General features: G+C 67.7%; 10 protein-coding genes. 4 read left to right on the top strand and 6 right to left on the bottom strand.

Features of this window, described 5'->3' with window-relative positions:
- Window positions 1-10 precede the first annotated feature (10 nt).
- Window positions 11-889, bottom strand: a complete 879-nt coding sequence (locus tag L1F06_RS13790; RefSeq protein ID WP_012018455.1) for a LysR family transcriptional regulator — start codon at window positions 887-889, stop codon at window positions 11-13.
- A 101-nt stretch (window positions 890-990) separates the two neighbouring features.
- On the opposite strand from L1F06_RS13790, the gene L1F06_RS13785 reads away from it, so the two are divergent.
- Window positions 991-2,523, top strand: coding sequence for an NADH-quinone oxidoreductase subunit L (locus L1F06_RS13785; RefSeq protein ID WP_129482304.1), 1,533 nt, complete (start codon window positions 991-993; stop codon window positions 2,521-2,523).
- The gene (locus L1F06_RS13780) at window positions 2,520-4,967 is read left to right on the top strand and encodes a YbcC family protein (RefSeq protein WP_129482305.1); all 2,448 of its coding nucleotides are present in this window, start codon (window positions 2,520-2,522) and stop codon (window positions 4,965-4,967) included. Before L1F06_RS13785 ends, L1F06_RS13780 begins: the two co-directional genes overlap by 4 nt.
- A gap of 46 nt (window positions 4,968-5,013) precedes the next feature.
- Here the strand turns inward: L1F06_RS13780 and L1F06_RS13775 are convergent, their stop codons facing one another.
- A complete protein-coding gene (locus tag L1F06_RS13775; protein WP_129482306.1) occupies window positions 5,014-5,865 on the bottom strand; it encodes a DUF6671 family protein in 852 nt (283 codons plus the stop codon).
- A 96-nt stretch (window positions 5,866-5,961) separates the two neighbouring features.
- Here L1F06_RS13775 and L1F06_RS13770 point away from each other — a divergent pair, with 96 nt between their 5' ends.
- Window positions 5,962-6,891: a LysR family transcriptional regulator gene (locus L1F06_RS13770; protein ID WP_129482307.1), complete on the top strand. Its 930-nt coding sequence runs from the start codon at window positions 5,962-5,964 to the stop codon at window positions 6,889-6,891.
- Here L1F06_RS13770 and L1F06_RS13765 read toward each other — a convergent pair.
- The 3 genes from L1F06_RS13765 to L1F06_RS13755 form a co-directional block, all read right to left on the bottom strand.
- Window positions 6,885-7,904 carry an L-threonylcarbamoyladenylate synthase gene (locus tag L1F06_RS13765; RefSeq protein ID WP_129482308.1) on the bottom strand — a complete coding sequence of 340 codons (1,020 nt, stop codon included), beginning with the start codon at window positions 7,902-7,904 and terminating at the stop codon, window positions 6,885-6,887. The genes L1F06_RS13770 and L1F06_RS13765 overlap by 7 nt on opposite strands.
- Window positions 7,905-7,925: 21 nt before the next feature.
- Complete coding sequence (locus tag L1F06_RS13760) at window positions 7,926-9,821, bottom strand: patatin-like phospholipase family protein (protein ID WP_129482309.1); 1,896 nt, start codon at window positions 9,819-9,821, stop codon at window positions 7,926-7,928.
- A 79-nt stretch (window positions 9,822-9,900) separates the two neighbouring features.
- Complete coding sequence (locus L1F06_RS13755) at window positions 9,901-10,179, bottom strand: peptidylprolyl isomerase (RefSeq protein WP_003239721.1); 279 nt, start codon at window positions 10,177-10,179, stop codon at window positions 9,901-9,903.
- Window positions 10,180-10,341: 162 nt separating this feature from the next.
- On the opposite strand from L1F06_RS13755, the gene L1F06_RS13750 reads away from it, so the two are divergent.
- Entirely contained in the window at window positions 10,342-11,556 is a 1,215-nt protein-coding gene (locus L1F06_RS13750; protein ID WP_129482438.1) for a PilT/PilU family type 4a pilus ATPase, read from the top strand.
- Between the two features lie 11 nt (window positions 11,557-11,567).
- Here L1F06_RS13750 and L1F06_RS13745 read toward each other — a convergent pair whose 3' ends face one another.
- Entirely contained in the window at window positions 11,568-12,230 is a 663-nt protein-coding gene (locus L1F06_RS13745) for a substrate-binding periplasmic protein (RefSeq protein ID WP_435301320.1), read from the bottom strand.
- Between the last annotated feature and the right edge of the window lie 97 nt (window positions 12,231-12,327).

Raw genomic sequence — 12,327 nt, 5'->3', positions numbered from 1 at the left:
CGCATTCGGATCAGCCGGGCCGCTGGGCGAGCAGCTCGTCGAGGATGTTGAGGTTGAAGTGACGCTGCAGGGTGACGGCGAAGAACTGCTCGGCCACCTCCGGAATCTCCGCGTACAGCTGCAGCAGCCCGGCCTGCAGCTCATCCTGCACCACCACCGCGGGCAGCAGGGCAAGGTCGCCCGAGTCGCGTGCGAGCAGACGCAGCATGGCCATGTCGTCGACCTCGGCACAGATGTTCGGCTGCAGGTCGTGACTGTCGCAGAACAGCTCGAACTGGCTGCGGATGTCGCTGCTGCGCCCCGGCACGATCAGGCGCGCCTGCGGCAGGTCGCGGCGCAGCTCGAAGCTTTGCCCCGTGGTGCGCGGCGGGCCGACCAGGCACACCGTCTGGCGGTCTAGCAGACGGCAGCGCCAGGGCCGCTGGGCATCGCTGCTCACCGCCTGGTTGGTCAGCACCACATCCAGCTTGTGCAGGGCCAGGCGTTCCAGCAACTCGCCCAGGCTGCCGGACTCGAGGGTGATGCGCAGTTCGGCGCGGCCGAGAAAGGGCCGCAGCAGGTTTTCCTGGAAATTGCGCGACAGGGTCGCCACCGCGCCGATACGCAGCTGCCGGTTGGCTTGCAGCGCGCCCTGCAGGGTCATCTGCAGCTCGCTGCCGAGGGCGAAGATGCTCTCGGCGTAATCCAGCACCAGGCGCCCGGCCTCGGTCAGCAGCAGGTTGCGCCCGGAACGAATGAACAGTGGATGGCCAAGCTGCTCTTCGAGGGCGCGAATCTGCGTCGACAGCGCCGACTGGGCCACATGCAGTGACTGCGCGGCGCGGGTCAGGTTGCCTTCCTTGGCCACGGCCCAGAAATAGTGCAGGTGATGGAAGTTCAGGCGGCGCATTTTATGTTCTCTAAAGAAGAATGCTTGATTCTTATCAATCTATTTTAAATAAATAAAGCGCTGCCGGAGACTAATGTCGTCCTCATCTTCGGAGAGCACCCATGCCACCGGTCCTTACTGAATTGGCCAGCCTGCTGCCCTGGGTGTACGCCGTGGCCCTGGTGCCGGCGGCACTGGTCGCGGCCGGTCGCACCGGCGCTCTGTGGCGGCCCGCCCGACTGGCCGGCTACGCAGGTTTTGCCTTGGCCCTGGCCGCGCTGCTGCAAGCGACGCTGGACAGCCTGGAAAATGATCGCCTGGGCCTGGCCATGGCCACGCTGGTCAGCCTGCTGGCGCTGGTCATCATCGAGTTTTCCCACCGCTATCTGGACGGCGAGCCGGGGCAGCGCCGTTACGTACTGGCCTTGCTCGGCACCCTGGCATCGGTCGCGCTGGTGGTGACCAGCGGCGATCTGTACCTGCTGGTCGGTGCATGGATCGTTTCGAGCCTGTGCCTGCATCAGCTGCTGACCTTTTACCGCGACCGGCCGATGGCGCAGGTGGTGGCGCACAAGAAGTTTCTTGCCAGCCGCCTGGCCGATCTCTGTCTGCTGCTGGCGACCGTGCTGCTGGTGCGAGCCGCCGGCGGCAGCGAGATCGCGCTGATTCTCGAGCAGGTCGCCGCGCGCCAGGACAGTGGTGGCGCGCTGGGCTGGGATCTGCAGCTGGCCGCCATGTTGCTGGCGCTGGCGGTGATACTGAAATCCGCACAGCTGCCTGTGCACGGCTGGCTGATACAGGTGATGGAGGCCCCCACGCCGGTGTCGGCGCTGCTGCATGCCGGCCTGGTCAATCTGGGCGGCTTTCTCCTGCTGCGCTTCGCACCCTTGCTCTCGGCGGCGCCGGCTGCGCAGACGCTGCTGGTCGTGGTCGGCGGACTGACCGCGGTGCTGGCGGCCCTGGTGATGATGACGCGCATCAGCATCAAGGTACGTCTGGCCTGGTCCACCTGTGCGCAGATGGGCTTCATGCTGCTCGAGTGCGGGCTGGGCCTCTACGAACTGGCACTGGTGCATCTGCTGGCGCACTCGCTGTACAAGGCGCACGCCTTCCTCGCCTCCGGTGAAACGGTGCTGCAGGCGCGCCACCAGGCGCTGCAGGCACGGCGCCCGGCGCCGCGTCTTCGCTCGCTGCTGCTGGCGCTAGGACTGGCCGGCCTGGGTATCACGCTGCTTCACCAGCTCTGGCTGTACTGGCTGCCGACGCATCCGCTGCCGCTGGAAGCGCTGGCCATCGTCGCCGTCGGGCTGGCGCCCTGGTGCCTGCATCGCGGCGGTCTGGCCCATGGGCTGACGATGCTGATCCTGCTGCTCGGCCTGTATCTGCTGTGGCACCTGGGAGCCGCCTGGATACTGGGCGCCGACGCCACATCCGGGGCGCATTCGCTCTACCTGACGCTGCTGGCGCTCGGGCTGTTCGCCGCGCTGTACCTGGTGCAGGCATGCATCGTCGCCAGGCCCGAGGGCGTCCTGGCGCGGCGCCTGTACCCGGCAGCCTTCGCCGGATTCTTCCTTGACGAACACTTCACCCGCCTGACCTTCCGCCTGTGGCCGCCACGCCGGCCGGGCCTGCCCGTGAACGGAGAACGCTCATGACCGCTCTCGAACATTTCGTCGCCATCGACCGCGATCTGCTGCACGCCGCCGCCAGACGCGCGTGCGAGCGCATCGCGCCCACCTGGCCGCTGGATCGCATGATTGCCGTCAGCCCCCTCTGGGAACGGCGCGATCAGGCCTGGCAGGAGGTGGCCGAGCAGCTTTGGCGCCGCGCCGGCAGCCGACTGACGCTGGATGCGCAGGCGTATCGGCAGGCCCTGCAGGAAGGGCATTTCGATGGCCGTCACCTGCAGCAGGCGCTGGACGAGGCCGGCTCGAGCTGGACACCGGCGCAGCTGCTGCACCTGCTTCCCGCGCAGGATGCAGAGGCGTGCGGGCTGCCGCTGCTGGAGGACATGGCCGATGCCGAAATCGCCCTGCCAGGTTGGCCGACATTGATCACCCAGCAGATCGGGCAGTGCTGCGCGGCCTGGTTCGACGAGGCACAGGCCGACTGGCGTCCGGATCGCTCGGAAGGGCTGTATCAGGCCTGGCGCGCGGCCATGCTGCAGGATCGAGGACTCAGCGTGCTCAGTGCCTGTACCGAGCTGCGTCAGCGCATCGGCGAATTGCCGATGCAGCCGCAGGCGGCACTGGAGGTTGCGGTACAGCGCCTGGGGTTGGCGGCCGATGAGCTGGACGAATGGTTCGACTGCCTGTTGCTGCGCAGCCTTGGCTGGGCTTCCTGGTGCGCCTACCGGCGCTGGCAGGCACGGCTTCAGGGCGACGACGATGACAGCCTGCGGCAACTGCTGGCGATCCGCGCCGCGTGGGAATGGCTGGTGGATGATCGTCTGCGCCACGCCGGCAGCCGCTGGAGCAACTGGCGCGAGGCCTGGCAAGCAGCTCGCAGCCAGGTGCCTGCGGCCGGATGGCAGGCGCTGCTGCTGTGTCAGCGCGCCGAAGAGTTGGCCTGGCAGGAGCAGTTGCAGCAAGGCTTGCGCCGGCCCCAGGCGGTGCCGGCGCAGGCGCCCGAGCTGGCACGGGTGTATTTCTGCATCGACGTGCGTTCCGAACCTCTGCGTCGCGCCCTCGAGCAGGCCTGCCCGCAGGTGCGGACCGGTGGTTTTGCCGGCTTCTTCGGCCTGCCCATTGCCTACACGCCGCTGGGCACCGCCGCCACGCGCCCGCAGTTGCCCGGGTTGTTGGCCGCCCAGCTGGCGGTCAGCGACAGCTGCGGCGACAGCCAGCGCGACCGCGTGCTGGCCGAGCGGCGGCAGAAGCGTCTGGCGCGCCAGGGGCGGTGGCAGCTGTTCGAGCGCCTGCCGGCGTCGAGTTTCACCCTGATCGAATCCACCGGGCTGGGCTATGCCGGCGCGCTGCTGGGGCGCACCTGCGGCCTGCTGCACGGGGCGGGGGCGGCGCATCGGGCGGCCTGGCGGGCCGCTGAATGGCGAGCACTCAAACCGGCCCTGGCGCCGCTGGCGCTGACCGAGCGCGTCCAGCTGGCGGCGCGAATCCTGCGGGCGATGAGCCTGACGCGCGATTTCCCGCCGCTGATCCTGCTGCTCGGCCACGGCAGCCAGAGCACCAACAACCCGCAGGCGGCAGGCCTGGACTGCGGCGCCTGCTGCGGTCAGAGCGGAGAGGTCAACGCCCGCCTGCTGGCCGACCTGCTGAACGATGCCGGAGTGCGCCAGGGGCTCGCCGAGGAGGGTATCGAGCTTCCCGATGCCTGCCGGGTGCTCGCCGGCCTGCACAACACCAGCACCGACGAGGTGCAGGTGTTCATCGACGCGCCATTGTCAGCCGAACTGCACTCGGCCTGGCAGCAGCTGCGTGCGGCGCTGGATGCCGCCGGCGCCGAGGTACGTCGGCAGCGCGCGGCGCGCCTCGGCCTGCAGCCTGTCGCCGAGCGCCCGCAGCGTTTGCTGGCCGCGCTGCGTCGGCGTGTCGGGGACTGGGCGCAGACCCGGCCGGAGTGGGGGTTGGCCGGCAACGCCGGGTTCATCGCCGCTCCGCGTGAGCGTACGCGAGGCGTCGATCTGCAGGGGCGCGTCTTTCTTCACGATTACGACTGGCGGCAGGATGAGGACGGCAAGGTGCTGGAGCTGATCATGACCGCACCCATGGTGGTGGCGCACTGGATCAACCTGCAGTACCTGACCTCCACCACCGACAACCGGCGGTTCGGCAGTGGCAACAAGGTGCTGCACAACGTGGTGGGCGGACATATCGGGGTGTTCGAGGGCAACGGTGGCGATCTGCGCATCGGCCTGGCGCGCCAGTCGCTGCACGACGGCGAGCGCTGGGTGCACCGACCGCTGCGCCTGAGCGTGGTGCTGGCAGCACCGCAGGCCATGATCGAGCGGGTGATCGCCACGCACCAGGTGGTACGCGACCTGGTGGAGCACGGCTGGTTGCACCTGCTGCGCCTGGACGATGACGCCAGCATGCCGCTGGAGCGGCGAGGGGAGGCGGGCTGGCAGAAGCTGGCGGGGTGAAGTCAGAGGTGCCCGCTGCCAGGTTATTGGCAGCGGGTGCTACCGCTCAAGGATTGCAATAGGCGCAGTGCGAGGGTGAAGCCAGTTGTGGCAGCGAACGCCGGACTTCATGACCGCAGGCCGGGCAGCCCCAGTGCTGTGCGGCTGGCAGCGGGGTACCCAGGCCACAGTCGGAGCACAGCAGGCCCGGCTCGCTACGGACGATGGCGAAGCCCGGCGCCTGGCAGCTTGGACACAGGCTGGCCAGATGCCGGGCCAGGGCGGCTGCCGCTTCGCGTATCACCACCTGACGCAGCGGATTCATGTGCGCGCGCATGTCCGTTTCCAGCCACACGTTGGGCTCGCGGGCCAGCACCCATTCCAGCTGGCCGATCAGCCAGTCGCGCTGGCGGATGCCCTTGCGGAACCAGGGTTCGCCGGGGCGGCCGAGAATCAGCGCATGCTGGGGAAACTGTGCCTTGCGCATGAAGGCCTCAGCGGCGGGCAGGCTGTCGATCTCGCTCTGCGCGTAGTTGGTCGCGCCCGAACCGGCCATGGCGAACACGCTGTACTGGCGTTCGGCATCCCACAGGCAGAGCACTTCATAGTCCCAGGGCAACCAGCCGACATGCGGGTCGCGCGCGAAGCTGCCTTCGCTGCCCAGGCCGTAGCGGCTGCCGGCGAGGCTGGCGGAGAGTTGCGCCTTGGCCAGTGCCGTGTCGTGAGCGGAGCCGCGTCTGGGTGTTTCGCGACTGAAGGTGCCGAAGTGATCGGTGTCGTAGGTGTTCAGCGGCTCGACGGCGAAACCCAGCGCGGCCAGCGCCTCGCTGACCAGGCGCGCCTTGTCATGGCAGGTGAGAAAGGCCACGGGTTGCCTGGCGAGCAAAGGCTGGGCGGAAAGCGAACTGGCGGCAGACATGACGAAATCCCTGATGGCGGCTGTCGGCCCGATTCTCGCCAGTCGCAGGCATTGGCGATAATAGATTATCTAGCGCTTTAGCATTGGTAGAAGACGATGAATAAATCACGCTTTCACACGCGCCAGACCACCTTCCGCCAGTTGGAGACCTTTCTTGCCGTGGCCGAGCACCTGAGCGTCACCGAGGCGGCGAGGACGCTGCATCTGGCCCAGCCCTCGGTCTCCACCCAGCTCGCCAAGCTGGAGCAGGCACTGCAGATGGAGCTGTTCGAACAGCTGGGCAAGCGTCTGTATCTGACCGACGCCGGACGCGAGGTGCAGGCTGGAGCACGGGAAATCTTCGACGCGCTCGACCGCCTGGAAATGCGGCTGGCGCAGCTCAACGGGCTGACTACCGGGCAGCTCCGACTCGGCGCGGTCACCACGGCAAAATACCTGGTGCCGCGCCTGTTGGGGCCGTTCTGCAGGCAGTACCCGCAGGTGGAGGTGCAGCTGAACATCGCCAATCGCTCGGATGTGATCCGCTGTCTGGAGGACAACCGTGACGATCTGTACGTATTCAGCCAGCCGCCCGATCACCTCGACCTGGAATGCGTGGCGCTGGCAGAGAACCCGCTGGTGGTCATCGCGCCGGCCGGGCACCGGCTGAGCGGACAGCGTATCCGCTGGGAGCAGCTGGCGCAGGAACCCTTTCTCAGCCGCGAGCCGGGCTCAGGTACGCGGCTCGCCATCGAGGATCACTTCACCCGTCACGGCTGGCCCTACAAGCCGCACATGACCATTGCCAGCAACGAAGCCATCAAGGAGTCGGTGGCGGCGGGACTGGGCATCGCCATCCTGTCGCGCCATACGCTGATCCACACGGCGGTGGGCAATCTGGTCGAACTGGATGTGGAGGATTTTCCCATCGCCAACCAGTGGTATCTGGTGCGCTGGCGCAGGAAGGCACTCTCGCCGGCCGCGCAGGCCTTTTCCAGCTTTGCCGAAATGCAGGCGCCTCTGGCAGCGCCAGCGCCCCCTCAGTAAGGCGCCGCCGGCTCGCAGGCGCGGCTCAGGCGTTCATGCACCGCCGCCCAGGCCGCTGATTGCGGCGGCAGCTGGATATGGATGTGCCGCAGGGCCAGTGCATCGAGCTGGTACAGCGCGGCGTACAGGCCGGCGGCATAGCGCTCGGGATCGCCGCTCAGGTCGACGGCCGGGCCGCGGCTGGGGTGCGCCTGGCCACACCAGATCCAGCCGCAGTCGGGGTCATCCAGTTGCGGCCGGGGCAGCTCGCTGAAGCTGCTGGTCGGCGTGCCCGGCGCATAGTGGCGGCGACATTGGCCCGGCGCGCGCACGCTGCCGGGGCGGTTTTCCAGCGCCTGGCCGAGAATCTGTTCGAGACGCGCCTGGCCGAGCATGCCATGGCGCAGCAGGCGCGGGCTGTCGCCAGGCAGCAGGCTGACGATGCTCGATTCCAGGCCGACCTGACAGGCGCCGCCGTCGAGAATCAGCAGTGCGCTCTCGGCGAACTGCCTGGCCACGTGGGCGGCGCTGGTGGGGCTGATCGACATGTAGCGGTTGGCCGAGGGGGCCACCAGGCCATCGCCGAAGGCCTGCAGCAGGGCGCGTGCCACGGGGTGCGCCGGCACGCGCAGGGCGACGCTGTCCTGGCCTGCGGTAACGCTGCGCAGCACGTCGTCGCGGGCCGGCAGGACCAGGGTCAGCGGCCCCGGCCAGCAGGCATCCATCAGCACCTGCGCCTGCGCCGGAATATGGCTCGCCCAGTTAGATGCCTGGCTGGCATCGGCCAGGTGGACGATCAGCGGGTTGCTGTCGGGGCGCTGCTTAAGCTGGAACACCTTGGCCACGGCTTCGCCGTTACGTGCGTCCGCCGCCAGGCCGTAGACGGTCTCGGTGGGCATCGCGAGCAGGTTGCCGCTGCGCAGCTGCTGCACGCAGCGGTCTAGGTCGGTAGTGATCGATGGCATGGTGGTGAGCGGGTCGTGGCTGATGACGTTCAACGGCGCGGCCGTAGGCAGCGGGCGATTGTAGGGCATTTGCGCGCTCGTCGTGCAGGCTCAGACGCGCGGACGCAGTTTCAGCTCCGGGGTCGGCTTGGGTGCGCCATCGGCCGGATGCAGGCCAGGTCGCTCCAGGGCATGCTCCTCGAGCAGACGCGACAGCCCGCGTAGCGCTTCCAGTTGCGCCAGGGCCAACGCGGCCTGGCTCGGATAGCGGCCGTTGGCGTCGGCTTCGAGGTTGCCGAGGCCCTTGAACGGATAGCTGTAGCGCTCGCTGAAGAAGCGCCGGTAGTCCTCGGGCGTGTGCGCCAGCGTGCTGCACGCGCGCTCCAGGCTGGCCAGCTGCTCGGCGACGCTGGCCAGCATCAGGCGCAGGCGAATGCTCTGATGGTTTTCCCAGTTCATGGCGACGGGCTCTGCGCCGGCCGGCCAGCAGGCCGGATCGCCGAAGCGACGGACGAACTCGATGCCGGCCTGGCGGCCGTACTCGGTGAGGCGGGCGATGCGCTCGGCCGGCATGGTCAGGTTCAGGCCGCCTTCCTCGCGGGTGAGCTGGATCAGGCCGATACGGTCGCGAAAGCCGGGCAGCAGCGACAGGGTTTCGTGGTTCCAGTCCTTGGCCACGTTCATCACGATGCGCAGGAAGCTGCCCAGCGCGCCGAGGCCGGTTTGCGGAAAGCGTCGCCAGTAGGCCAGGCGCGCATCGCCGTTGCGTGCCGGAAAATGTACGCGCGGGCCGTCGGCGTCCTCGGTGCTGCCCAGGTCGAGGCCGAAGGTGGGCCGGGTCGGCAGGGCCTGGTCGAAGAAATGGATGGGAAAGTTCGAGGCAATGCCGCCGTCGGTGAACCAGCAGCGCTCCAGGCGCCAGTCGTCGCTGCGGTAGTCGACCGCGTGCAGCGGCACGGCGCTGAGCAGCAGCGGAAAGCTCAGGCTCATGCGCACGGCGACCACCACTGGCAGGTCGTCCGGCAGCGGCAGACGATACAGGCCGTCGCTGCGCTCGCCCTGTTGCGCCGGGCGCTGGCGGGCGCGCATCCAGTTCACCACGCGCTGCGGAAACAGCGCGCCGAACTCGCTCTCGGAGAAATGGAACTGGTTGTTCTCGCGCACCTTTTCGTCGTTGCGAAAGGGCAGGCGGAAGGGCCGGGCCATGCTCGCGCAGGTGGTCATCATCTGCAGGTCGATGCCATGCCGACGCAGTTCACCGAAGGTCAGCGGGCGCTCGCGCTCGATGCTGTCGGCGTTGGAGGCGCAGGCCTGACGCTGGCCGCAGAGGCGATCCAGGTACTCGGTCAGCCAGGGCGTCAGCACCTCGTCGGGGGCCTGATCGTCCGGACCGGGCATGCCCGAACACAGGGCGAAACCATTGGCCGGCATTTCCCGGGAAATCTGACGCAGCATGCGCCAGCCGATGGCCGTCAGGGCGCCGATACCGGCGCAGCCGAGCAGCCACAGCCATAGCAGCGGATTGCCGCCGTGCAGTGCGACCGGCCACAGCGGGCCGCCGCCGAGCAGGGCGCCGACGCCTGCCGCCCGCCAGTAGTGAGCGAGCAATGCGCGGGGCAGGCCCAGCGGGTTGCGCCGAGCGTCCAGCGCCGCGGTGAAGCTGTCGAACAGAGAGCGCAGGGCCGGCGCCGGACGAAACAGGGCCAGCAGCCGGGTGCCGCGGCATTCGGTGGCCGGCAGGCACAGCTGGCAGGGCAGGCGTTCGATCTCGGCGAAGCCCTGCGGGTCTTCGCTCAGCTCGCCGGCCCGGTAGCGCTGGCGACCCAGCTCGGCTGCCGCCGCCGCGGCAGCCGCGATGGCGCCGGCGCTGGTGCCGCCGATGCTGCGCAGGCGGAAGGCCTTGGCGATTTCGCTGATCGCCAGGGGGTAGACGATGCCGCTGGTGATGCCACCCTTCATGACCAGATCGCACTCGCGGGCGAAAACGGGCGGGCGGCGGTCGTTCATCTGGGCTCCTGGGGCACTGCACTGCGATGGGAGCCGGCATCATACAGGGCTGATAGAGGCTATGTGCCAGTGCCTGGAGTCAGTCGCGAAAGAACACCTGGATCAGGTGATACCCGAACTGGGTCTTCACCGGGCCGTGCACTTCGCGCAGCGGCTTCTTGAAAATCACCTGATCCACTGCCCGCACCATCTGGCCGGGGCGCACCTCGCCGAGGTCGCCGCCTTTCTTGCCTGAGGGGCAGATCGAATGCTTGCGCGCCAGCATGTCGAAGGCCTCGCCGGCAGCGATGCGCTTCTTCAGCGCGGCCGCTTCCGCTTCGGTCTTGACCAGGATGTGGCGGGCCATTGCCTTTGCCATGACGGGGTCCTCAATTTTTCCGGGGCGTTATTGTGCCAGCATTCTTTGCGCCATCAGAATGGCGTCAATTCAAAGGCAGGCTTCGCCAGCTGAGTGGCGGCGAATCTTGGCTATGGTATTTCAATCGCTGCCCACGGAAACGCTGCCATGGATCTCCACGCAATGCTCAAAGTCCTGTCCAGCCAGGACGGTTCCGATCTTTATCTGTCCACCGGCGCGCCGCCCTGCGCCAAGTTCAATGGCGTGCTCAAGGCGCTGAGCCAGGAGCCGCTGAAGTCCGGGGACGTGGCGGCCATTGCCGAGTCGATCATGGATGGTGCCCAGCGCGAGGAGTTCGAGCGCGAACTGGAGATGAACCTGGCCATTTCCCTGGCCGGGGTGGGGCGTTTCCGTATCAACATCTTCAAGCAGCGCAACGAAGTCTCGATCGTGGCGCGCAACATCAAGATGGAGATTCCCCGCTTCGAGGACCTCAAGCTGCCGGAGGTGCTGCTCAGCACGGTGATGGAGAAGCGCGGCCTGGTGCTGTTCGTCGGCGGCACCGGCTCGGGCAAGTCCACCTCCCTGGCGGCGCTGATCGACTACCGCAACCGCAACAGCGGCGGGCACATCATCACCATCGAGGACCCGGTGGAATATGTGCACCGGCACAAGAAGTCGATCATCAACCAGCGCGAGGTCGGGGTGGACACCCGCAGCTTCCACGCCGCGCTGAAGAACACCCTGCGCCAGGCGCCCGATGTGATCCTGATCGGCGAGATCCGCGACCGCGAGACCATGGAACATGCCCTGGCCTTCGCCGACACCGGTCACCTGGCGATCTCCACGCTGCACGCCAACAACGCCAACCAGGCGCTGGACCGCATCATCAACTTCTTCCCCGAGGAGCGACGCCCGCAGCTGCTCAACGACCTGGGCAACAACCTCAAGGCGTTCGTCTCCCAGCGCCTGGTCAAGACCCTCGATGGCAAACGCCGGGCCGCGGTCGAGGTCATGCTGGGCACTCCCACGGTGCGCGACCTGATCAAGCGCAACGAGTTCTCCGAGCTCAAGGAGATCATGGAGAAGTCGAAGAACCTCGGCATGCAGACCTTCGATCAGGCGCTGATCGATCTGGTCCACGAAGGCGCCATCGACGAAGAGGAAGCGGTGAAGAACGCCGATTCGGCCAACAACGTGCGCCTGAAGCTCAAGCTCTACCGCGATAATCCCGCCAACGCCGCGCCGCCGGCTGCCAGCGCTGCGCCAGCCCGGCCGGCCGTGGCGCCGACGGTAGCGCCGAAGGTGGCCGACAGCGGCGACTGGGGCCTGGAGCTCAAGCTCGAGGACATTGAACAGGAGCAGCCGCCAGAGGACCCGGGGCGCAAGGGCATCTGAGCGGCGGTGCGCTAGGGCGCGGCGTCGAGTGGCTGCGGCAGATAGAGCTCGATCAGGCGCTTGCTGATGCCTTCGTCATGCACGCTTTGCACGGCGGCACGCAGTTTCTGCACCAGTTGCGCATCGCACTCCTTGGAACAGGCCAGATAGAGATGGGTGCTGGCCAGTACCGGGCTCATCTGCAGCCTGCGCGTGGAGTGTTGCGGCCAGATGTAGAGCGCCTCCGGCACGCCGGTGAACCAGGCGTCGATACGCCCCCGCTCCAGCAGATGGGCGGGGTTTTCACCCAGCGTATGGGTGATGATCTGCTGCTCGCTGAAACCCTGGCTTCTGAGAATCTCCACCTGCGCCGTGCCCAGGCCGACGCCGATGCGCCGGTAGCGCTGGCGCGCTTCGGCGAAGCTCTGCACCGGCTCGTCGAGGCTGAAGAAGGCGCGCTCCAGCGGCATGATGGGCGCTATCCAGGTGTACAGCGGCTCGCGTTCGGGGGTACGCGACAGGGGAATGATCAGCTGGTCGCGGCCGTTGGCCACCTTGCGCTGGGCGCGTGCCCAGGGCTCGTAGCGCAGTTCGCTGAGCAGGCCGGCGCGGGCCAGAGCGGCGAGCGTCACATCGCCGACCATGCCATGACCGCCTTTCAAACTGGCGAAGGTCAGAGGTGGCGCGTTGGGCATGTACAGCTCGATGACGTCTTCCGCCTGACTGGCAAAGGCCAGGCAGAGCAGAGCGCAACAACAGAATTGACGTAACGGCACGGCGAGCTTCCAGCGG

It is taken from the genome of Pseudomonas hydrolytica (genome assembly GCF_021495345.1).
GTDB classification, from domain to species: Bacteria; Pseudomonadota; Gammaproteobacteria; order Pseudomonadales; family Pseudomonadaceae; genus Aquipseudomonas; species Aquipseudomonas hydrolytica.
This window is presented reverse-complemented; position numbering and strand designations above follow the sequence as displayed.